This window comes from Nocardia coubleae NBRC 108252 (assembly GCF_001612805.1).
In the GTDB taxonomy this organism is placed as follows: domain Bacteria; phylum Actinomycetota; class Actinomycetes; order Mycobacteriales; family Mycobacteriaceae; genus Nocardia; species Nocardia coubleae.
Genome location: NZ_BDBD01000006.1, coordinates 1 through 22290 on the forward strand (window position 1 = coordinate 1; position 22290 = coordinate 22290).

Annotated in this window: 20 protein-coding genes; 8 read left to right on the top strand and 12 right to left on the bottom strand. The window is 69.4% G+C overall.

The window, feature by feature from the left end:
• From NCO8_RS32330 to NCO8_RS05335, 3 genes are all read right to left on the bottom strand, one after another.
• Window positions 1-1499, bottom strand: a 1499-nt coding sequence (locus tag NCO8_RS32330) for a serine/threonine-protein kinase (protein ID WP_067636911.1), incomplete at its 3' end; no start/stop codon positions are given.
• A 100-nt stretch (window positions 1500-1599) separates the two neighbouring features.
• A complete protein-coding gene (locus NCO8_RS05330) occupies window positions 1600-2289 on the bottom strand; it encodes a response regulator (RefSeq protein WP_174550293.1) in 690 nt (229 codons plus the stop codon).
• A complete protein-coding gene (locus NCO8_RS05335; RefSeq protein WP_084456610.1) occupies window positions 2286-3584 on the bottom strand; it encodes a sensor histidine kinase in 1299 nt (432 codons plus the stop codon). The genes NCO8_RS05330 and NCO8_RS05335 overlap by 4 nt, the downstream gene beginning before the upstream one ends.
• A 156-nt stretch (window positions 3585-3740) precedes the next feature.
• On the opposite strand from NCO8_RS05335, the gene NCO8_RS05340 reads away from it, so the two are divergent.
• From NCO8_RS05340 to NCO8_RS05350, 3 genes are read left to right on the top strand one after another with little or no spacing between them, the layout of a single operon-like run.
• A complete protein-coding gene (locus NCO8_RS05340) occupies window positions 3741-4064 on the top strand; it encodes a hypothetical protein (RefSeq protein WP_067493456.1) in 324 nt (107 codons plus the stop codon).
• Window positions 4065-4098: 34 nt separating this feature from the next.
• On the top strand, window positions 4099-4821 hold the full coding sequence (locus NCO8_RS05345; protein WP_225279117.1) for an ABC transporter ATP-binding protein: 723 nt from the start codon (window positions 4099-4101) through the stop codon (window positions 4819-4821).
• Complete coding sequence (locus NCO8_RS05350) at window positions 4818-7307, top strand: FtsX-like permease family protein (RefSeq protein WP_067636913.1); 2490 nt, start codon at window positions 4818-4820, stop codon at window positions 7305-7307. Before NCO8_RS05345 ends, NCO8_RS05350 begins: the two co-directional genes overlap by 4 nt.
• A 2-nt stretch (window positions 7308-7309) precedes the next feature.
• On the opposite strand, the gene NCO8_RS31075 is transcribed toward NCO8_RS05350, so the two are convergent.
• Window positions 7310-10243: a serine/threonine-protein kinase gene (locus NCO8_RS31075; protein ID WP_157104778.1), complete on the bottom strand. Its 2934-nt coding sequence runs from the start codon at window positions 10241-10243 to the stop codon at window positions 7310-7312.
• A gap of 160 nt (window positions 10244-10403) precedes the next feature.
• Between NCO8_RS31075 and NCO8_RS05370 the strand changes: the two genes are divergently transcribed.
• Entirely contained in the window at window positions 10404-11300 is an 897-nt protein-coding gene (locus tag NCO8_RS05370) for a serine hydrolase (protein ID WP_245655247.1), read from the top strand.
• Between the two features lie 10 nt (window positions 11301-11310).
• Here the strand turns inward: NCO8_RS05370 and NCO8_RS05375 are convergent, their stop codons facing one another.
• Together NCO8_RS05375 and NCO8_RS05380 are read right to left on the bottom strand one after the other, a co-directional pair.
• Window positions 11311-11976 (bottom strand): response regulator, encoded by a 666-nt coding sequence (locus NCO8_RS05375; protein ID WP_067493235.1) that lies wholly within the window; start codon window positions 11974-11976, stop codon window positions 11311-11313.
• 9 nt (window positions 11977-11985) lie between these two features.
• Entirely contained in the window at window positions 11986-13149 is a 1164-nt protein-coding gene (locus NCO8_RS05380) for a sensor histidine kinase (protein WP_084456612.1), read from the bottom strand.
• A gap of 166 nt (window positions 13150-13315) precedes the next feature.
• Here NCO8_RS05380 and NCO8_RS05385 point away from each other — a divergent pair, with 166 nt between their 5' ends.
• Both NCO8_RS05385 and NCO8_RS05390 read left to right on the top strand, forming a co-directional pair.
• Entirely contained in the window at window positions 13316-14068 is a 753-nt protein-coding gene (locus NCO8_RS05385) for a hypothetical protein (RefSeq protein WP_067636922.1), read from the top strand.
• Window positions 14069-14108: 40 nt separating this feature from the next.
• Entirely contained in the window at window positions 14109-14540 is a 432-nt protein-coding gene (locus NCO8_RS05390) for an SRPBCC domain-containing protein (RefSeq protein ID WP_067636924.1), read from the top strand.
• Between the two features lie 127 nt (window positions 14541-14667).
• On the opposite strand, the gene gatA is transcribed toward NCO8_RS05390, so the two are convergent.
• Both gatA and gatC read right to left on the bottom strand, forming a co-directional pair.
• Window positions 14668-16155: an Asp-tRNA(Asn)/Glu-tRNA(Gln) amidotransferase subunit GatA gene (gatA, locus tag NCO8_RS05395; protein WP_067493227.1), complete on the bottom strand. Its 1488-nt coding sequence runs from the start codon at window positions 16153-16155 to the stop codon at window positions 14668-14670.
• Window positions 16152-16448 carry an Asp-tRNA(Asn)/Glu-tRNA(Gln) amidotransferase subunit GatC gene (gene gatC, locus NCO8_RS05400; RefSeq protein ID WP_067493225.1) on the bottom strand — a complete coding sequence of 99 codons (297 nt, stop codon included), beginning with the start codon at window positions 16446-16448 and terminating at the stop codon, window positions 16152-16154. The genes gatA and gatC overlap by 4 nt, the downstream gene beginning before the upstream one ends.
• A 214-nt stretch (window positions 16449-16662) precedes the next feature.
• Here gatC and NCO8_RS05405 point away from each other — a divergent pair, with 214 nt between their 5' ends.
• A complete protein-coding gene (locus NCO8_RS05405) occupies window positions 16663-17313 on the top strand; it encodes an ACT domain-containing protein (RefSeq protein ID WP_067493223.1) in 651 nt (216 codons plus the stop codon).
• Here the strand turns inward: NCO8_RS05405 and NCO8_RS05410 are convergent.
• The 3 genes from NCO8_RS05410 to NCO8_RS05420 form a co-directional block, all read right to left on the bottom strand.
• Window positions 17306-17824, bottom strand: coding sequence for a GNAT family N-acetyltransferase (locus tag NCO8_RS05410; RefSeq protein ID WP_067636926.1), 519 nt, complete (start codon window positions 17822-17824; stop codon window positions 17306-17308). The two genes, NCO8_RS05405 and NCO8_RS05410, sit on opposite strands and share 8 nt — an antisense overlap.
• 65 nt (window positions 17825-17889) lie before the next feature.
• Window positions 17890-18234 carry a hypothetical protein gene (locus NCO8_RS05415; RefSeq protein ID WP_067493220.1) on the bottom strand — a complete coding sequence of 115 codons (345 nt, stop codon included), beginning with the start codon at window positions 18232-18234 and terminating at the stop codon, window positions 17890-17892.
• 18 nt (window positions 18235-18252) lie between these two features.
• Complete coding sequence (locus tag NCO8_RS05420; RefSeq protein WP_243749712.1) at window positions 18253-19437, bottom strand: AAA family ATPase; 1185 nt, start codon at window positions 19435-19437, stop codon at window positions 18253-18255.
• A gap of 563 nt (window positions 19438-20000) precedes the next feature.
• Here NCO8_RS05420 and NCO8_RS31080 point away from each other — a divergent pair.
• Window positions 20001-20141: a hypothetical protein gene (locus tag NCO8_RS31080; RefSeq protein WP_157104674.1), complete on the top strand. Its 141-nt coding sequence runs from the start codon at window positions 20001-20003 to the stop codon at window positions 20139-20141.
• A 15-nt stretch (window positions 20142-20156) separates the two neighbouring features.
• Here NCO8_RS31080 and ligA read toward each other — a convergent pair whose 3' ends face one another.
• Window positions 20157-22271 carry an NAD-dependent DNA ligase LigA gene (gene ligA / locus NCO8_RS05430; RefSeq protein WP_174550294.1) on the bottom strand — a complete coding sequence of 705 codons (2115 nt, stop codon included), beginning with the start codon at window positions 22269-22271 and terminating at the stop codon, window positions 20157-20159.
• Window positions 22272-22290: the final 19 nt, after the last annotated feature.

Genomic DNA, 22290 nt, shown 5'->3' on the forward strand with positions numbered 1-22290 from the left:
CCGGGATGAGCGCCGCCGGGTTGAGGGACAGGCGAGGAAGTTTCGCCCGGTCGACCACCGCCGTACGCCAGACCGCCGGGGTGCGGGGCACTGGGTTGCGGGACTGGCGAGGAGGTTTCGCCTGCTTGGTTGTCGCCGTAGAGGTGGGCGTCGGGGAACGGGCGCATCCGTGGGAGGCCCTGGTCGGGGGTGTAGGCGGGAGGTGGTGTGGGGACGACCGGTTCGGGGGTGGCGTCGTCGGCCGGGAGCGGCGCGAAATAGGTGTCCGCGGGGTGGATTTCGGTGGGGCCGGTGGGCTGGATGACGGCGGGGATGGACACCTCGCCGCTGCCCTCGACCGGAACGCGGTGGAAGCCCGCGGTGTCGGTGCGTGCCTCGGGCGGGCGGATGATCAGCGTCGGCTGGGCGCCGGTCGCGGAGGTCTGGCTGCGGGAGGTCTCGATGCCGCCGGTCGCGGTCACCGCGCCGACCACCCGGAACTCCCCCGTCGGCGTCGGCTTGGGCTGCTCCTGCGCCTCGTCGTCCCGCTCGCGCGGCACGTTCGAGCCACGGCCCGTGCCTGGTCTTGCGGCGGCATCGGTGCCCCGCGCCCCGGTTCCTGGCGCGGCAGCAGCGGCACCACCGATGATTCCGCCTGCGGCATTACCGAATCCGGCCGCCGCGGGCACCCCGTGACCGGGCGCATTGACCGGCCCACGGCCGACGATCGGGGCCGATCCCGGTGCGCTGGCCAAGGCCTGCCTGGCGGCGGACGCCAGCGCACCGGCACTCGCGTACCGCTCGGCGGGATCCTTCGCCATGCCGACGGCGATGACGTCGTCGAATGCCACGGGCAATCCGGCGATCACGGTGCTCGGCCGCGGCGGTTCCTCGGTCAGGTGGGAGCGGATGAGCACGCTCATGCTGGCGCTGGGGAAAGGGGATGCGCCGGTGAGGCATTCGTGGAGCACGCAGGCCAGCGAGTAGATGTCGGCGCGGTGCGAGATGGGGGCGGCGTCGAACCGTTCGGGCGCCATGTAGATGTAGGAGCCCATGGCCATCCCGGCCTGGGTGAGCGCGCTGTCGCCCTCGGTGTGGGCGATGCCGAAGTCGGCGAGGTAGGCGAAGTCGGCGGGGGTGACGAGGATGTTGGCCGGTTTCACGTCGCGGTGCACGAGCCCGCCCGCGTGCGCGGCGTCGAGGGCGGCGGCGATCTGCTCGACGACGGCGACCGCGCGTTCCGGGTGCAGCGGCCCCCCGGCGCGCAGCACGCTCCGCAGGTCGGTGCCGGGCACCAGCCGCATGTCGATGAACAGCACCCCGTCGATGACGCCCCAGTCGTGGATCGGGATGACGTGCGGTTCGGCCAGTTTCGCCGCGGCCTGGGATTCGCGCCGGAACCGGACCTGGTAGGCGGGGTCCTGGGCGAGTTCGGCGGCCAGCAACTTCAGGGCGACTACCCGGTCCTTGCCGGTGTCGTAGGCCTCGTAGACCTCCCCCATGCCGCCTTTGCCCAGCATCGACCGCAACTCGTACGGGCCGAATCTGCTCCCCGTCCGTGACCCAGGTGCCTGCACCGGTGTCCGCCTCCCACGTCTTGCGGGCCGTGGGACCCGCGTCTCAGAACGACGATTCTCCCGGTGTCACTATGCCGTGGTCAAACGCGAACACGATGGCGGCGGCGCGATCGCGCAGGTCGAGCTTGCCGAATATGTGTCCGACATGGCTTTTCACAGTTACTTCCGAGATGCCCAGTTCGGTGGCGATCTCGCCGTTGACCCGGCCGCGTCCGATGAGTTCGAGCACCTCGTACTCGCGGGCGGTGAGGTCGCCGAGGCGGCGGTCGGTGCGGGTACCGGTGTGTTTCACGGTTCGGTAGGCGGTGAGCACCCGACCGGTTACCGACGGATCGAGCCAGGCACCGCCCGCCGCGACGGTACGGACGGCGCGGATGAGGTCCTCGGCGGGCGAGTCCTTGAGGAGGAAGCCCGCCGCGCCCGCGCGCAGGGCGCCCGACAGCAGTTGGTCGTCGTCGAAGGTGGTGAGGACGAGGACCGGTGGCGCGTCGGATCGCGCGCGCAGCAAACGGGTCGCATCGATGCCGCCGACCCGTTTCATGCGCAGGTCCATCAGCACCACGTCGGGCCGTTCGGCGGCGACGGCGGCCGCCACCTCGTCACCGTCGGCGCATTCGCTGACGACGAACCCGTCGCGACGGCGCAGGATGCGGCGCAGTCCGCCGCGCACCAGTTCCTGGTCGTCGACGACGAGCACGGAGACGGGGTTGTCGATCGGCGCGGCGGCCGTCACTGGTCCTCCTGGGTTTTCGGCCGGAGCAAGCCGGGCAGCATGGTGGACAGCGTTCCGCAGGAGCCCGATTTCAGCGGAAACTGGGCATGCACGGTCCAGCCGTCGTCGTCGATTCCGGCCCTGATGGTTCCGCCGAGCAGTTCGGTGCGTTTGCGCATGCCGCGCAAGCCCATTCCGGTGCCGAGGCGTGGTGGCGGGCCGAGAGGCAGAGCGTTGCGCACCTCGAGGGCGGCGAGTTCCGGTGTCATGTCCAGCCGCACCGTCGCCGCGGCACCCGGTGCGTGTTTGGCGACATTGGCCAGCGATTCCTGCCCGATGCGGTACAGCGCGTGGCCGACCGCGCCGGTGACGACCGACAGCTCACCGGTGCGCTGGTAGTCGACGGTGAGTCCCGCGCGCCGGAAGTCACCGACCAGTTCGTCGATATCGGCGGCGCCGGGTTCCGGCTTCGGCTGGGCGGGACTGGTGTCGAGCATGCCGACGGTGCGGCGGATATCGGCCATGGCCTGGCGGCCGAGGCGTTCCGCGTCGACGAGCGCCTCCACCGCCTCGGTGACGTCCTCGTCGGTTTGCAGTGCGCGGCGCGCGGCGGTGAGGTGCAGCAGGGTGATCGAGAGCGAGTGCGCGATCACGTCGTGTACTTCGCGCGCGATCCTGCGTCGTTCCTCGTCGGCGGCCTGACCGGCTCGGATGGCCTGGTTCTCGCGTTCCTGGTACAGGAACCGGCGCTGGTACTGCAGCATCATCCCGACGAAGGTGCCGAGCACGATGCCGAGCACGTACATCGGCAGACCTTCCAGCCGTTCGCCACCCCACTCCAGGTGTCCGGCCAGGTCGAAGGCGACCAGTTCGGCGATCGCGAGCAGGGTGAAACCGAGCGTCATGCCCCGGGTCGTCACCGCGGCCACCTCGCCCGCGACGACGACGAGGACGAAAGGGGCGAAGTCGGCGGGGACTGGTTGCAGCAGGAACAGCGCGCAGGCCAGCAGCCCGCTGGACTTCAGCAGGACGGGATAGGGCTTGATGTCGAACAGCGCGTACAGCGGGACCGGCAGGAACGCCGCGAACATGGCGAGCAGCGGGAGCACGGTCGGGAAGTACTCGTGGCGCTGGATGATCGCAGCGCCGGTGACCGCGAGCAAGGCCACGTCGGCCGACACGATCAGGGCGGGCGGATAGTCGTAGGGCAGCGAGGCGAGCCGCGTCCGCACGGACTCGGTGAAGCGGTGCGCCACCGCGCGCAGCCGGGCCGTCGGCCTCGGCCGCCGTGCCGCAACGGTGTCGATCACCTCCATCCTGTCAGGCTAGCCGCCTGGGCAGCCCCCGACATCGTCCCGGGAACGGTCCGCGTCTCCTACCTGGGTAGGAGAAGAAGTCGCGTCTCCGGCACGACGAATCGCCGCTTCGCGCTCCGTAGCGTTGGCTGCACCCGCTCACGGAAGGTGAAGTTCATGACCTGGACCGAGCTGCATCAACGCACCGACATCGTGCACACCGTTCTCGCCAGGGCGCAGGTCGACCCGAACGACCCGGGTCTCTTCGCCGGTCTACCGGATCTGGACCGTCTCTTCGGCGGCGTCGACGGCCTGCTCCGGGCGCTGGCGAACCGCTGGGACAACCACCTGCGCGTCAAAGTCGAGCAGGCCGAGTTCGACGGCAAAACCCTGGTCGAGGCCTATCTCGAGCTCGCGGCCGAACAGCCCGCGCTGCGTGCTCTTCTCGACGCGCACACCGCGATCGGGCAGACTACCCGCGACCGCGCCCTGGCGCGCTGAGATCCGCCACCCGAATACCCTTGGGGGACAACACATGACCGATAACGGCACACCGCAACCTCCGATGCTGGAATTGACCGGCGTCGTCAAGCGGTATCGCGTAGGTGACCAGCAGGTCCGCGCGCTCGACGACGTGAGCTTGCGCATCGAGACCGGGCAGTTCACCTCGATCATCGGTCCGTCCGGTTCGGGCAAGTCAACGCTGCTGCACCTGCTCGGCGCACTCGACCGGCCCGACGAGGGTTCGATTCGCTTCCGCGGCACCGAGATCGGGGATCTCGACGAAGACCGGCAGGCCGCGTTCCGGCTCGAGCAGGTCGGTTTCGTCTTCCAGTTCTTCAACCTGCTGCCCACGCTGTCGGCCTGGGAGAACGTGGCCGTACCGAAATTGCTGGACGGCACCGGATTACGCAAGGCCAAGCCGCGCGCGCTGGAACTGCTCGACCTCGTCGGGCTCGGTGACCGCGCGCAGCACCGACCCGCCGAGCTCTCGGGCGGACAGATGCAGCGGGTGGCGGTGGCGCGCGCACTCATCATGGACCCGCCGCTGATCCTGGCCGACGAACCCACGGGCAACCTGGACTCCAAGACCGGTGAGTCGATTCTGGGCCTGCTCGGTGACATCACCGCGCAGGGCAATTCGGTGGTGATGGTCACCCACGACATGGGTGCCGTTGCCTACTGCGATCGCGTGATCACGTTGCGCGACGGGCAGATCGGGGCCGACGACCAGGTGCCCGCGCGGGTGCGCGCATGATCGCGGCACTGGATCGGTTGCGGCTGTTCAATATCGGTGACCTCGTCCGGCATCCGGGCCGCACCATCATGTCGACCGCGGTGATGGCGGTGTCGGCGGCGCTGCTCGTCGCGGTGCTGAGCATCTCCGGATCGGTGACCGGGTCGGTCGACCGGCTCACCAAGGGGCTCGCAGGCAATGCGGTCCTCGAGATCACCGGTATCACCGACGCGGGCTTCGAACAGTCTCTGCTGCCCGCCATTTCGGCCACGCCCGGTGTGGCGACGGCGGCTCCCATGCTGCGCAGCACGCTCGGCGCGGGCCCCGACCGGGCTCTGCTGATCGGCGCCGACCAGAACATCAGCGCGCTCGGCGGCGATCTGACCGGACCCATGTCGCAGTACACGGCCAAGCTGGTCAGCACGCCGCGCGGCGTGCTGGTGGGTGCGGCGACGGGTTACCGCGAGGGTGACTCGATCCCGATCGGCGGCGGCACCGCGACGGTCGCCGCTGTGCTCGACGAGGCGGCCACCGATCGTCTCAACGGTGGTCACGTCGTCGCCGCGCCGCTGCCACTGGCCCAGTTCCTCACCGACCGGGTCGGCAGGCTCGATTCGGTGCAGATCATGGCGAAGCCCGGCACCGATATCGCCGAGCTGCGCGCGGCGCTCACCGCGGCGGTCGACGGACGGGCCGTGGTCGCCGAACCCAGCCTGCGGACGGCACAGGCGGGTGGCGCCATCCAGATCATGCGGTACTCGACGCTGATGTCCTCGGCGGCGGCGCTGATCGTGGCGGCCTTCCTGATCTACAACGCGATGAGTATGGCTGTGGCACAACGCAGGCCGATGCTGTCGTTGCTGCGCGCGATCGGCGGTCAGCGTGGACCGATGGTGCGTGATCTGCTCGTGGAGGCGGCGATACTCGGGCTCGTCGGCGGCGCGATCGGTTCGGCCATCGGTGCCGTGATGGGCCGGTTCTCCATCGACCGGCTGCCTGCCGCGATGGTGCAGTCGGTGGAGGCGCGCACCGAGTTCCTCGTCCCGAACTACGCGGTGCCCGTCGCGATCGCCGCGTGTGTGATCGCGACCGTGCTGGCCGCGGCGATCGCGGCCCGGCAGGTGTATCAGGTCGCGCCGGTCGAGGCGCTCGCCCCTGTCGAGTCGGGCGATGTCGCCGCCGCGGGGCGCGGGCTGCGGTGGGCCGCGTTGGTCGGCGGTATCGCTCTCATCGGTGCGGCCGTCGCGCTTGCCTATATCGATCTCGGCCGGCTCTCGTTGGCGGCGATCACCGTGTCGTTCACCGCGACGGTGGTGTTGTGCTTCGCCGCGACCGGGCCGATCGTGCGGGCGGCCGGGTCGATCGCCCGCTGGTTCGGTGCGCCCGGGGCACTCGGTGCGACCACACTGGAACGTGCGCCGCGCCGCGTGTGGGCGACGGCGATGACGGTGACGATCGGGGTGGCCGCGGTCGTCGCGCTCGGCGGCGCGTCGCAGAACATGGTCGATTCGGCGACCGACTCGTTCCAGAGTCTCGGTGAAGCCGACCTGTATGTGAGTCCGAGTCCGGTCGAACAGTTTCCCACCGGGCCCGTGCTCCCCGCCGACGTGTCGGACAAGGTCGCCGCCGTGCCCGGCGTCGAGTACGTGAGCCCGGGACAGATGGCGTTCGCGACCATCGGCAGCGGGCGGGTGATGCTGCAGGGCTACCCGCCGCGGGTCGAGGACAGCAGGCTCGGCGCCGTCGACCCGGCCGTCATCGACCGGATGGCGCGCGGGGAAGGCGTGGTCGTCACCCGCGACGTGGCCCGGTCGCTGGACCTCGAGGTGGGCGATCGGATCACCATGCCCACTCCGTCGGGCGAGCGCACATCCACTGTGCTCCAAGTGATTCCGTACTTCACCGCGATTTCCGGGGTGGTGATGATGAGCCTGGACCAGATGCGGGAGTGGTATCAGCGGCCCGGCGAGACGGTGCTCGCGGTGCGTTTCGAACCGGGTGCCGATCCGGCCGCGGTGCAGGCGGCGGTGCGGGCCGTGGTGCCCGAGCCGATCCATGTCGACACCGGTGCCGCCATGGTCGCGGCCATCTCATCGAGCGTGGAGCAGGGTGCGGCGATGAGCACCATGATCCTGTGGATCGTGGTGCTGGTGGCCACGGTGGCATTGCTGAACACGCTGATGCTTTCGGTGATCGAACGGCGCCGCGAGCTCGGGGTGCTGCGGGCCATGGGAACCAATCGCAAGTTCCTGCTGCGCTCGGTCCTCGCCGAGGCGGCGGGGATCGGGATCGTCGGTGCGGCGATCGGCATGGTCACCGGTGCGGCGGTCCAGTACCTGGGCACCGTGGCGATCGGGCACGCCATGACCATCGACATCGCCTACGCGCCGAGCCCGCTGCTCATCGTATACGGCATCGTCGCGCTGGGGCTGGCGCTACTCGGCTCCATCCCGCCCGCCGTGCGCGCGTCCCGCATGCCGATCGTCGCGGCGCTGGCCGTCGACTGAGGTCACAGCGGCACCTCCGCCCACCAGGCGATCACCTCGTCCTGGGCGGAGGGCCGCGGTGCGCCGCCGGTCCCGCTGCTGCCCCGGCGACTCACCACGACGAGATAGTTGTCGCGGTCCGGATCGCCGGGGAAGCCGATCACCTGGTGCGCGGTCTGGACTCGGCTGGTGGCCGGATCGGGCACCACCCAGCGCCGCACCGTCACCGGCACACCGTCCTTCTCCGCCCCGAAGCGGACGGCGGCGGGGAATGCGTCCATGGCGGAGCGGGCCTGCGCGGAGTTCGCGTATTCGAGGACGAGATAGCTCACCGCACCGAGCCCGTTCTCCACCCGCTCACACTGCCATCCCGCGGTGATCGGGTTCCACTGCAGCGCAGGCTCTTTCCACTCCAATTCGCTCACCTGCCGAACCCCGACACAATTCGCCCCGCGATACCCCTGCCCCTCGATCCCGGTGCCCTGCGGGACCAGCGTCGGGAACACCCGCCTGCTCGCCAGGAACGAATCGGTCGCCTCGGCCACGGCACTCGACGGCCCCGGCACCACACCTCCGACGGCGCCCTCGTCGTCGTCCCCATCCGGCAGAACCACCACGACCAGCGCCAGAACCACCGTCACCAACACGGCAACCAGCGCAGCGAGCACCACCCACCCGAGCCGCTGCAACCCCGACACCGGCCGAGACACCGCCGACTGCCGGCGATAGGGAACCGGCCAAGGATGCCGTCCTTGCGGCGGCCGTCCAGGACCACCCATTCCCGGCCCTCCCCCCGGCGGTTGCATCGGCGTCCCTGCCGACGCGACCGGTGCGGCCCCGGCCTGCGAAGGCACCGCCCCGACATCGTGCCCGCGCTCACCGCCACCCGAACCATCCCGGTGCGCACCGAGATCCGGGACGTCGGAGCCTTCTCCGCCCTGCGCCGCCTCCCCAGCAGCCGGGGGCGACGCCACGTTCTCACCACCGTCCGACCCCGGCACGCCGCCGAGCGCAAACGGCCGGTCCACCGCCGCGGCACCTGTTACGGGGTCGCCGGCAGGGGAAGCACCATGATCCGACTCGTCTTTCAGATCCGGCGCAGCGGAATCGCCCCGATCGGGCAGTTCTTCAGCGCCGCCATCGGTGTCCGACTCGGCATCGGCGTTGTGTTTTCCAGCACCCGAAACCGCTGAACCGTCAGGCATATCGACGTGCGTGCGTGCGTTCCCGACTTCCGCGCTGCCGACCGCTGGGGTTCCACTTCCGGTCGACGTCGGCCGCGCGCTCGCCGCCGCTCCATCTCCCCAGGCGGGCTCTGCGCGCGGGGCCGCCGGCTCGGCAGCTTCCACAGCCGAACTGGCGACACTTTCTCCGTCGACCTCGGTGACCGGCGAGTGCGCTTCCGCACCGCTGGTCGTCGTGTGCGTCGCACCACCGGCTGCTCCCGGTGTGCTGTCCTGTCTAGTCGCGGCCATGCCAGGAACAGCAGTGACTTCCGTTTGTGCCGAGGTATTTTCGGAGTCCGAGCGATCCTGGTTCGGCATACCGAGGACATCGGTCGCAGCGGTGCTCGACACCTCCTCTGCGACGGGTTCGGCGGGCACAACTGCACTGCCGATCGACGACGAACCGTCTGCCGCAGCGGCTTTCGCTGCACCCGGAGCACGACCCGGCGGTGGCGCCGACTGCTGCTGAGCGGGCTGGGCTGGTGACTGCTCGACCGGAGGCTGCTGCGCGACAGTCTGAGCCGGTGGTCGCTGGGCCGACGGTTGGGCCGCAGGCTGGTGAGACACAGGCGGCGCGAACAGTTGAGGCGGCGGAGGCTGAGGCGCGAGCTGCTGTGCAGGCGGTTGAACCCCAGGCTGTTGTGGAAGCGGCTGCGGGGCCAGACCCTGCTGCACCGGCGGTTGAGCCACAGGCTGCTGAACCGGCGGCTGCACCGGCGGCTGGCCGACGTAGGGCTGCCCGCCGGGCGGGCCGGCCGGTGCCACTGGAGGTGCCGCCGGGTGCCAATTCGGTTGGGGGGCAGCGGGTAACGGTGGCGCATAACCAGGGGCCGGCATGGATGCCAGCTGCCCCGGGACAGGTTGCGGCGAGTACGACGCAGGAAGGACGGGCGGCTTGGTCGACGTGAGGGCCCGGCGGGCCGCCTTGGCGAATGCGGTGCACGACTCGTAGCGGGCCGCGGGATGTTTGGCCATGGCTGCGGCGAGGACCGCATCCATGGCGGGCGGTAGGCCCGTGCGGCGCAGGGCGAGTGGCGGTGGGGGTGCGTAAAGCGTGCCCCGGATGATCTCGTTGGGGTCGGGTGAGTCGAAGGGCGCCAGGCCGGTGAACAGCCAGTACAGGGTGCAGGCCAGGGAGTACTGGTCGGAGCGGTGGTCGAGCTCGGCGCCGGTCATCTGTTCGGGCGAGGCGTAGGCCAAGGTGGCAGTGAACATGCCCTGCTGGGTGAGGTGGGTGGAGTCGGCGCGCAGACGGGCGATCCCGAAGTCGGTGAGGAACACCCGCTCCCCCTGCCCGCCGCCGGATCGCGCAAGCAAGATGTTGGCCGGCTTCACGTCCCGGTGCAGCACACCGTGCCCGTGCGCGTAATCCAGTGCGTCGGCGACACCTTCGATGATCTGCACCGCGCGCTGCGGTGGCAGGGTACGCGGGTCGACGGTGGCCGCGTCGATCCCGTCGACGTACTGCATGCTGATCCACAGCTGTTCGTCCTCGGCGCCCCGATCGAACACGGTGACGATGCCGGGATGATCCAGCGCCGCGGCCAGATCCGCTTCCCGCTCGAACCTGGCCCGAATCCGCGCGTCCGCGAACAGATCCCGGTTGAGCAGCTTCAACGCGGTCAACCGGTCCAGGCGCGGGTGCCGCGCCAGATACACCGTCCCCATACCGCCCTGGCCGAGCATCCGTTCGATGGTGAACCCGGCGAACACATCACCGATCTCGTGCACCACGACCCCCTTTAAGCGCCCGTCGCCGGACAGCGCGACCGTCCCGGCATATGCGAAACTTACTGGCATACGCCCGAGATCGTCCGGGCGCGCTAGACGAGTAGTTTGCACCGCCGGAGCACAGCGCCTCCGCGCAACCGGTGGTGGGGAGGGTTTTCAGGTGGCTGGCTCTACTGTGAAGGCTGCCTGTCGCGGTCTCGTGTCCGGTGTGCTGTTGATGTCGGCGGCGCTGACCGGCTCGTGCGCGGTGCCCGGCAACCCGACCGCCGCGACGGCACCGACGGTCCAGCGCGACGAGGGCGAGGCCTGGCGTCCCGGCCAGTCGGTGATCCTGCCCGACTCGCTGGCCGCCGAATTCACCCAGCTGCAGGCGACCCTGCCCGGCCAGGTGGGGATGGCGTTGATGCCGGTCGGCGGCGGACGGATGACGATCTACGGCGACTGGACCACCGGCATCGCCTGGTCCACCATCAAGGTTCCGCTCGCCGTCGCCGCCCTGCGCCACGACCACGACCAGTCCATCTTCGAGATGGTGCAGGCCGCGATCACGGTGTCGGACAACGACGCCGCCTATGGCCTGTGGCAGTCCCTCGGCGACGGCACGGCGGCGGCCGAGGCGGTGCAGCAGGTACTCGACGAGGCCGGTGAGGTGAACGCCGACAAACCGGGGATGCGTACCGAACTCGACTACACGGCCTTCGGTGTCACCGAATGGTCGCTGGCCAACCAGGTGCGCTTCGCCTCCAAGCTGCCGTGCCTGCCCGACACCGAGGTCGTGATGCGGTTGATGGGTGAGATCACCCCCGAGCAGGGCTGGGGTCTCGGCCTGCTCGATCACGCGGAGTTCAAGGGCGGCTGGGGTCCCGACGACGACACCGGCATGTACACGGTCCGCCAGTTCGGGCTGATCCCCGTCGGCAGTGGCCAATTGGCGGTCGCCCTTGCCGCACAGGCGGATTCGGGCAGCTTCGAGGACACCACCGCACTGCTCGACCGGATGGCGCTGCTGCTGGCACGTCATCTGCCCGACCTGCGGGGCGGAGTGTGCCCGCGCTGAGCGGGCCCGCTCAGCCGGGAACGACCAGACCGGATTCATAGGCGAGGACGACCGCTTGGGCCCGGTCGCGCAGGCCGAGCTTGGAAAAGACTTTGGACACATGCGTTTTCACGGTCTGCTCGGCCACGAACAGTTCGCTCGCGATCTCGGTGTTGGACAGACCCTTGGCCACCAGCTCGAGTACTTCGCGTTCGCGCGGTGTCAGTGTCGACAGAGCGGGCGAGGGTGCGGTGCGCACGGTGTTGCGCCGCCGGGTCACATCCGCGATCAAGCGGCGGGTGATCGTCGGTGCGAGCAGGGCCTGTCCGTCGGCGACCACCCGCACCGCGCGCACCAACTCCTCCGCGGGTGCGTCTTTGAGCAGGAATCCGCTGGCGCCGAGGCTCAGTGCCTCGTACACGTAGTCGTCGATGTCGAAGGTCGTGAGCATGAGCACCCGCACAGGCGGGTCGAAACCGGCGGCGAGGATGGCGCGGGCGGCGTCGAGCCCGTTCATCTCGGGCATGCGCACATCCATCAGCACGACGTCGGGGCGAAGCCGTTTGGCTTCGGCGACGGCCACTTTGCCGTCGGGGGCGTCGCCGACGACGCTGATGTCGGGTTGGGCACCGAGCAGAGCGCCGAAGCCCTGCCGGACCATCGCCTGGTCGTCGGCGATCAAGACGGTAATAGCCACGCGACCACCTTACGGGGTCGGCAGCGTCACCGAGACCTCGAATCCGCCGGTCGCAGTGGGTCCGGCGAGCAGTTGTCCGCCGACCGCCGCCACCCGGGTGCGCATGCCGTCGATGCCGTGCCCGCCGCCCGTGCTCTTGCTCGGCACACCGGTGGCGGGGTCGTTGTGGACCGTCACCGTCACCAGCCCGGGCCGCACACCGACCGCGACGCGCACAGGGGCGCCGGGTGCGTGCCGCGCGCAGTTGGCCATCGATTCCTGGACGACGCGGTACACGACCAGCCCGGTGGTCTCGGGCACGGTCGACAGATCACCGTCGACGGTCCACTCGACGGGCAGACCGGCACGCGCGGCCGACTCGCACAGCGCGGGCACGTCGGCGGCGCGCGGTTGCGGTGCGTGTTCGGGCAGTTGCCCGTCGCTGCGCAGCACGCCGAGCATGCCGCGGATCTCGTTGAGCGCGGTGCGCGCGGTGGCACCGATGGATTCGAATTCCGCCGCGGCGGCCGGGTGCAGGTCGGTGATCCGGTAGGGCGCGGTCTGGGCCTGCACCACCACCATCGACATGTGATGGGCGACCACATCGTGCAGGTCGCGGGCGATGCGCGCCTTCTCCTCGAGGATGGCGCGGCGCGCGCGTTCCACCTCGGTCACCTCGGCCTGTTCCTCGAGTTTGGCCCGCGAGGCGCCGAGGGTCTGCAGCAGGTAGCCGAGCAGCGCGAGCGCACCGAACCCGACCGGCCACCCCCACAGCGGACCGTCGGCCGAACCGGGCATGGTCGTGGCGAACAGCATCGATTGCCCAGCCCACGCGACGACCACCACGGGCAGCGGCGCGCGCAACGCCACCGCGAACAGCAGCACGAACAGCACGATGACGTGCACCACCTGGAACGGCAGGTCGCTGTCGGCGGTCGGCGAGATCACCAGCGAGATGAGCAGCGCCGACCCCGCGGAGACGGCCCAGCCGAGGGCGGGATTGAGCCGGACGAGCAGGAGCGGGAACACCGCGAGCCCCGAGATCAGCGGTGCGACAGCGGCGGGCACCTGGTGGGTGACGAACAGCGTGGGCCACGCGATGCTGTACAGAATGAGCGCTACCAGCACGGTTCCCAGGTCGAACCAAGTGGTCGCGTCGATCCGGCGCACGGAGGTACGCAGTTGTCCGGTCATGGTCCTGAGCCTAGGAAACCGGTCACCGACCCACCTCATACCCACGAACCAACTGCGACCCCCTACCCTGGTGTGACCCCGGCGCCGGGACACCACCCGCGCGCCTCGCGAAACCGGTCCACAGCGGGATGCCCGCCGTACGACCCGCTCCTTACTGTCGGAGGCCATGAAAACCCCGCTTCGCCCGGCACCCGCCGCTCGCCGTGCCCGTGCCACAGGTTCCGCGTCGCCCGCCGACACCACCACTCCCCATCGCCGCCGCAGCGGCATCGCGCTGTGCACCGCCGGGCTCGCGATGGCCTCCGCGGTCGTGATGTCGGCACCGGGCGCGATGGGTACCACCCCGGGCAGCGGGGTCGAGAACGCGGCCGCCACCGCCGTGGTGCGCTCCCTCACCGACGACGACCCGGACGCACCCGCGCTGATCCCCCGCGATTTCGGTTTCAAGTTCGGGTACGACCCCGCCGAGCAGGACGGCATGCTGGTGAACCCGAACGGCGGCTGCTCCTCCCCGGTGACGTTGCCGGGCGAGTTCGAGGCCGCCTGCAAGGCCCACGACCTGGGCTACGACATGCTGCGCTACGCCGAGCGGGTCGACGAGCCGCTGGGCCCGTGGGCACGGCGCTCGGTGGACGCGGCCCTGAACCGACGCATCCACGCCGCCTGTGAGCTGCGCGACGACGAGTTCTCCCGCGCGCGCTGCGGTGTGATGGCCGATATCGCCTTCACCGCCGTCGACGTGAACTCGCGAAGGCAGGACTACGCCGCACCGGTGGTGGAGAACGTCTTCGCCGAGACCGACCCCGCCGACCGGCCCAACCTGTGGCCCTTGGCGCGCACGGTGCTGGGGTTGTTCGCGGTGACGGCCGCCTGCGCGGTGATCATCGACGCGCTGCGCAAACGTCGCCGCGTGATCTGACCACATTGCCGATTTCTAGAACTTGTTCTAGCTTTCACGCATGACTCTGGTGATCGACGAGACGGTCGAGATCGATGCCCCCGCCGCGAAAGTCTGGCAGGTGCTCACCGATTTCGCACACTACGGCGAGTGGAATACCTTCTGCTACGAGGCCTCGAGCACCCTGGTGCCCGGCGAGCCGATCGACATGATGGTGAATCTCGGCGGCAACAAGCGCGCCCAGCGCGAGTGGATCCGCACCCACACGCCGGGCGTCGAGTTCAGCTACGCGATGAAGCCGGTGCCGCTGGGCGCGCTGCACAGCCTGCGCTCGCACACCGTGGTCCCGCTCGGCGAGGACCGCTGCCGCTACGAATCGCGCTTCACCCTGGCCGGCTGGCTCAGCCCCGTCGTCACCCTGGCGCTCGGCAAGCACCTGCGTGCCGGGTTCGACGCCATGACGGCCGGGGTAGCCGCTCGCGCCGTCTCGTAACGTCGCCCGCGCGCTGGACTCGGCGCGATGACCGCCCGGCCGCGAACCGACCTCGCTGTCCGCGCCTACGAAAAGCGGGGCCCGCCAAGGATTCTCATCCTCGACGAGCCCCGCTCGGTACGAACCCTCAGACCGCGCCCGGGGTGGGCAGCGGACCACGGGCCGCCTCGTAGGCCGCACCGACCCGGTACAGGCGGTCATCGGCCAGCGCGGGCGCCATGATCTGCAGACCCACGGGCAGGTTGTCGTCGGCCGACAGCCCCGACGGCACCGACATGCCGGGGTGCCCGGCGAGGTTGGTCGGCAGGGTGCACAGGTCCGACAGGTACATGGCGAGCGGGTCGCCGACCTTCTCGCCCAGCTTCCACGGGGTGAACGGGCTGGTCGGCGAGACGAGCACGTCGACCTGTTCGTAGGCCGCGTCGAAGTCACGCGCGATCATCGTGCGCACCTTCAGAGCCTGACCGTAGTAGGCGTCGTAGTAGCCGGCCGACAGCGCGTAGGTGCCGATGATGATGCGGCGCTTGACCTCCGGGCCGAAACCGGCCTCACGGGTCAGCGACATCACCTGGTCGGCGCTGTGGCTGCCGTCGTCACCGACGCGCAGGCCGTAGCGCATGGCATCGAAGCGCGCCAGGTTCGACGACACCTCCGACGGCATCACCAGGTAGTACGAGGACAGCGCGTACTCGAAGCTCGGGCACGACACCTCGATCACCTCGGCGCCCAGTTCCTTCAGCACCGCGACGGCGGCGTCGAAGGAGGCGATCACGCCGGGCTGGTAACTGTCGGAATGCAATTCGCGCACCACACCGACACGCACACCGGTCAGGTCACCGTTGGCGCCCTGGCGCGCGGCCTCGACCACCGGGGCGACCGGCACCTTGCGCGAGGTGGAGTCGCGCGGGTCGTGCCCGGCGATCACCTCGTGCAGCAGCGCGGTGTCGAGCACGGTGCGACCACACGGCCCACCCTGGTCGAGCGACGACGCGCATGCGACGAGACCGTACCGCGACACGGTGCCGTACGTGGGCTTGACGCCGACGGTCGCGGTGACCGCGGCGGGCTGACGGATCGACCCACCGGTATCGGTGCCGATGGCCAGCGGCGCCTGGAACGAGGCCAGCGCGGCCGCCGAACCACCGCCGGAACCGCCCGGGATGCGGGTGGTGTCCCACGGGTTGCGGGTGGGGCCGTACGCGGAGTTCTCGGTGGACGAACCCATGGCGAACTCGTCCATATTGGTCTTGCCGAGAATCGGGATGCCTGCCGCGCGCAACCGGGTGGTCACGGTGGCGTCATAGGGCGACATCCACCCCTCGAGCACCTTCGACGCACACGTGGTCGGCATGTCGGTGGTGGTGAAAACGTCCTTGAGCGCCAACGGAACTCCCGCCAGCGGCGAGGCGGGCTGCTCCCCCGCGGCGATCGCGGCGTCCACCACGGCGGCCGCGGCCAGCGCCTGCTCGCTCGCGACGTGCAGGAAGGCGTTGAGCTCGCCGTCGACCTTGCCGATGCGGTCCAGGTGCGCCTGGGTGACCTCGGTGGAGGACACCTCGCCGCCGTGGATCTTGCTCGCCAGCTCGGCCGCCGACAGCGTGGTCAACTCGCTCATTCGCCCTCTCCCAGAATCTGCGGGACCAGGAAACGCTGTTCTTCCACGGCGGGCGCCTGGTCCAGCGCCTGCTCGGGGGTGAGGCCGGGCACGACCACGTCGGGCCTGGTCACATTGGTCGTCGGGTTCGGCGATGCGGTGGCGGGGACGTCGGCGGCGACCTCGGAAATGGTCCGGACGTGGCTGAGGATCGAATCCAGCTGACCGGCGAACTGGTCGAGTTCGGCGTCGGTCAACGCCAGCCGGGACAGCCGGGCGAGGTGAGCGACCTCGTCGCGGGAGATTGCGGGCACCGCGGGACCCCTTTCGGCTTCGGGTGGGAAGAACTTCCGGTACAGCCTAACGAGGTGGGCGAACAGCCCCGGACGCACCCGCCTCGCACGAAAGTTCGCCCTCCTCGGCGCGATGGGGTCATACTCGAGTCGAGATCCCCCGGTTGGGGGTGTAAGTATTGCTTCACCGGGTATTCGTCTCGAACAGCCTCGGCCGTCAAGGAAAGGAACGCACGTGTCATACCTGCTCCGCGTGCAACTTCCGGATCGACCGGGAAGCCTCGGTTCCCTCGCATTGGCACTCGGCGGAGTGGGCGCGGACATCCTCTCGCTCGACGTCGTCGAGCGCGGCGCGGGATTCGCCATCGACGATCTGGTCGTCGAAGTGCCAACCGGCGCACTGCCCGACACCCTCATCACCGCCGCCGAATCCGTGCGCGATGTGAGTGTCGACTCCATCCGCCCGTACTCCGGCGTCCTCGACACGCACCGCGAACTCGAGCTGATCGATCAGGTCGCCGGCGCGCGCGACGACCGCATGCAGGTCCTCGTCGACGGGGTGCCACGGGTGTTACGGGCGGGCTGGTCGACCATCATCGCGCTCGGACCGTCGGGCGCCTACCGGGTGGTCGGCAGCCCGAGTGCCCCTGAGACACAAGCGGGTTCGGCTCCGTGGATGCCCATCGAGAAGCCGATGTGGCTCGACGGCGAAGCCGAATGGGTGCCGCAGATCTGGCGCGACATGGACACCAAGCTCGCGGCCGCGCCGCTCGGCGGGTCAGGTAAGGCGCTGCTGCTCGGCCGCCCGGGCGGTCCCGATTTCCGCCCGTCCGAGGTCGCGCGGCTCGGCTACCTCGCGGGCATCGTGGCGACCGTGCTCAACTGAGCGCCAACCGCATCACGAACAGCGGCAGGCCGTCGTCGGTGCTCCAATTGCGTTCGGGCACAGCGACGAAGCCGAGACGCTCGTAGATGCGATGCGCGTCGACCATGGTGGACATGGTCGTCAGCGCCACCGCCTCGTAGCCGCCCGCTTTCGCTTCCTCGATCACGGTGCGCACCAACGCCGTTCCCACCCCGAGGCCACGCGCCCGCTTCGACACCGCGAGCATCCGGAACTCGAGTTCGCCGGGGCGGGCGATCTCGGCGTAGGGGCTGCCGGGTTCGGCGATGGTGAGCGATCCGACGACCTGCCCTTCGTGCAGGGCGACGAGCACCTGTGCGTGCGCGGCCCGGTGCGCCGCGTCACCCAGTTCCCGCGTGTAGTCGTTGTCGGCGGGCACATACCCGTCGCCGACGTACACGTCGACGGTGAGGGCGGAGATGGCGTCGTATTCGTCGGGCTGCGCGGTCCGGATCTGCGGACCGCTCACTGTTGCGTGGTTGTTGCCGTGCATTCCCGCATGATCGCACCCGGGCGGCTGTGAGCTTCGACGCACCCGTCCCGGCTACCGGGACCGTCTCAGCTACCGAGATATGGGCGCAGGCCCGGGTGCTGTGCGGACCAGCGGTCGGGGTTGCGCGGTGAGTAGACCACATCGAGCTGGTCGCCGATCGACGGCCACTGCGCCGCGTCCCACGCGAACCGCCCGTACACGACCTTCGCGGGCACCGACGGGCCGGTGATGGTTCCGGTGATGGTCACGTAGTGCTCGCCGGTCATGGCGGGCAGCGGGCTCACCCCGGTCACCGACAGCGACCCGTGCTCGACCTGAACTCCGCCACCGCCGCCACGCCTGGTCAGGAGGGCGCCGATCATGACCACGAGCATCGTCACCATGGCCGCCGCCATCACCACTTCGAGCATGACCCCATGGTAGGCCGACTACAGACCGACGAGTTCGCTGACGCCCTGCGTCCGCCGCACCTGCCACACCGCCGTCCTGGTGCGCTGGGACCGGCCGTTGTTACGGTCGATGAGCGCGCGATTCGCGGTGGTGTAGATCAGCTGGGCGCCGCGAGCGTTGGTCTCCGGGTTCTGGAACAGCTGCACCAGACGGTCGGTCTCCTCCACCGGCAGGCCCGCACCGAGATCGTCGACGGCGAGGACACCGCCGGTGTCGAGCGCCTCGAGCATGGCGGGCAGCACCCGCAGCAGTGCGCGGGTCGCCGTCGATTCGTCGGCCAGGTCGAACGCGATGTCGATGCCCTCGTGCACCAGGCTCAGGCCGGGGCCGCGCCGGTCGACCATGCGGCGGTAGAGGGTGTCGCGGGCGGCTCGCAGCGTGCTCAGTTCTCGTTCCACGAGAACGGCATCCGCGCCGCCCTGGTCCAGTTGTGCTGTGAGCGAGGCGATTCCGGCATCCATGTCACGCAGGTAGTCGGCGTACATCGGGTCGTGCTCGGCGATCAGCAGATCCTCGATGCCCAGATCGGCTGTGCGCAACAGCATCAGCAGGCGCGCGGCGTTGTCGGGCGAACGGGAGATGTGGCTGCCGAGCTCGTACGCCAACGCCTCCACACCGATATCGCCCTGCTGCACTTGCAGATTCGCCGCGAACCAGCGATAGGCGGGTACCAGGGCCTCCGCGTACAACTGACCGGCCAGGCTCAGCAGCAAGGCGTTCGGCCGCAGCAACGGCACCAGCGCCGTCACCCCGTACCGGGCCGCCTCGAACATCGGGCCGATCTTGACCTGATCCCCGTTGCGCTCGAACACGATTCGCTTCCGCGAACGCGGATGGGTGTAGAGCCACTCGGCGATCACATCGGCACTGTCGAGGCGGAAGCCGTAGGTATAAGGGACGCCCTCCGCCACGAAACCGGCCACGAATTCGGTCGGCCGGTCGGCGAATCCGAGATGCGGCCGACGCACCGGACCCGCATACGGATCCCACCCGCTCACCGAATTCAAGACGGCATCACGCATCTGCGCGAGCGCGTCGACCACACTGGTCTTCCCCGACGCCGCGACGCCGTACACCGCCGTCACCGGCACCGCGAGCGGTCCACCGGCCCCCTTGGTCAGCCGCAATTGCTGCGCCTCGGCCAAAGACCCATGATTGGCCACCTGAAAACTCCGCAACAAGTGCTCTTCCGCCTCTCTATTCCGCCTCCCCGAGAATCTAGGCCAGATTCAGGTGGGGGGAGACTCCCGTTGGCGGCCAGACCATGTAGCAGGTCACCGTCGCCCGTCCCCGGTGAGTTACCCATGTTCTCACCTGTCTCTCGACGCGGCAGTCGATGCCCGAGGCCTCGAACAGACGTCAGAAGAACTGCGTGGACCGACGGTAACAGACGTCATCGGCACCTCTGGGCAGCTGAGAGTCGCTGGGTCTCGGCGGAAGTGTCCAGGTTTGCGATCGTGTGCATGTCGCGCGCGGGGGTGTGGGTCTGGCGTAGTCTGGCCGAAAATCGGTGAGAGGCGGAGCTGCAGTGATGATTCGTGGGCTGGTTGTTGCGGCGTTGGGGGCCGGGGCCGTGGTTCCGGTGCTGATGGTCGGTGCGCCGACCGCGGCGGCCGATCCCTGTCCGGACGGGACCGCACGAGTGTTCCTCGGAAACTCGACGAACAGTTGCCAGGGGGCCGGGACCGTCAGCTACACCGAGGCGCCGGTGTCGAAGGTGTGCTCGATGACCGGTAGCGACGTCGTCGTCGACATCGAGGGCAACTCGAAGAAGACGCACCGGCACGTGGAACTCACCAACGGCCAGTGCGCCCAGTTCGACATCCGCACGCAGATGGCGAACACGGTCACCGTCACCCCGAGCTGAGCCGAAACCGAGTCGCTACTCGGCGTCCGACTCGGCCGGTGGGCTGACCGGCTCCGGCCCTTGCTCTAGCAGCAGACGGAAACTATCCTCGTCGAGGATCGGCACACCGAGTTCTTCGGCTTTGGCTGCCTTGGAACCAGGGGAATCGCCGATCACGACGAACGCGGTCTTCTTCGACACCGAGCTCGCCGCCTTGCCGCCGCGGACCAGAATCGCCTCCTTGGCACCGTCGCGGGTGAAGGTCTGCAGCGAGCCGGTGACCACGATCGACAACCCCTCGAGAGTGCGTTCGATCGAGGCGTCGCGCTCGTCCTCCATGCGCACACCGGCGGCCCGCCACTTGTCGACGATGGCGCGATGCCAGTCGACGGTGAACCACTCCACCACGGCCGCGGCGATCGTCGGACCCACGCCGTCGGTCGACGAAAGTTCTTCCACCGTCGCGGATTCGATGCGCTCGAGGCTGCCGAACTCGGCGGCCAGCGCGCGGGCGGCGGTCGGGCCGACGTGCCGGATGGACAACGCGACAAGCACCCGCCACAGCGGCCGGTCCTTCACCGCCTGCAGGTTCTCCAGCAGCCGCCTGCCGTTGGCGGACAAGCCGCCTTCCTTGTTGGTGAACAGCGGAACCGACAGCAGTTTCTGCTCGTCGAGATCGAACAGATCGCCTTCGTCGGTGATGGCGCCGGAGCGCAGCAACGCGTCGGCCGCCTTGTCGCCGAGCGCCTCGATGTCGAAGGCGCCGCGCCCGGCGAGATGGAACACCCGCTCGCGCAGCTGGGCGGGGCAGAACTGCTGGTTGGGGCAGCGGATGTCGGCGTCGCCCTCTTTCGCGGGCGCCAGTTCGGTGCCGCAATTGGGACAGTGGGTGGGCATCACGAACTCGCGTTCGTCACCGGTACGGGCGTCGACCACCGGGCCGAGCACCTCGGGGATCACGTCACCGGCCTTGCGGATGGTGACGGTGTCACCGATCAGCACACCCTTGCGCTTCACCTCCGAGGCGTTGTGCAGGGTGGCCATCGCTACCGTCGATCCCGCGATGGTGACGGGCTCCATCACGGCGAACGGGGTGACTCGCCCAGTGCGGCCGACGTTCACCTCGATGTTCAGCAGCGTGGTGGTCGCCTCTTCCGGCGGGTACTTGTAGGCGATGGCCCAGCGCGGGGCACGGGAGGTGGAGCCGAGGCGCCGCTGCAACGCCATCTCGTCGACCTTGATGACCTGCCCGTCGAGCTCGTGCTCGATGTCGTGGCGGTGCTCACCCCAGTAGGCGACCCGTTCGATCACCGCGTCGACGCCCTGCACCAGCCGGGTGTGCTCCGACACCGGCAGTCCCCACGCGGCGAGCGCCTGATAGGCCTCGTGCATGGAGGTGGGGCGGTAACCGTCGATGCGGCCGAAGCCGTGGCAGATCATCCGCAGCCTGCGCTGGGCGGTGATCGCGGGGTTCTTCTGGCGCAGCGAGCCGGCGGCGGTATTGCGCGGGTTGGCGTAGGGCGGTTTGCCTTCGGCGACTATCTGGGCGTTGAGCGTCTGGAAATCCTCGAGGCGGAAATACACCTCGCCGCGCACCTCGAGCAGTTCCGGGATGGGGAACTGCTCGGTGGCGGTGAGTTCGGTGGGGATGTCGTCGATGGTGCGGGCGTTGAGGGTGACGTCCTCACCGGTTCGCCCGTCGCCACGGGTGGCGGCGCGCACCAGCCTGCCGTTCTCGTACACCAGGTTCAGGGCCACGCCGTCGATCTTGACCTCGCACAGGTAGTGCAGGTCGGGGCCGGTTTCGGCCTCCACGCGGGCGGCCCAGGCGCGCAGTTCGTCGAAGTCGAACACGTTGTCCAGCGACAGCATGCGCTCGAGGTGGTCGACCGCGGTGAACTCGGTGGCGAATCCGCCGCCGACCAGCTGGGTCGGCGAATCGGGTGTGCGCAGATCGGGGTGCGCCTCCTCCATCGCCTGCAGTTCACGCAGGAGGGCGTCGAACTCGCCGTCGGTGATGATCGGCGAGTCCCGCACGTAGTAGCGGAACTGGTGCTCACGCACCTCGTCGGCCAACTGCTGCCACCGCACCCGCTGCTCGGGGGTGGCACCTTCGGCACTCACGGAAACCGCGCTGTCGCTCTCACTCACACCCAGCACATTAGTGGAG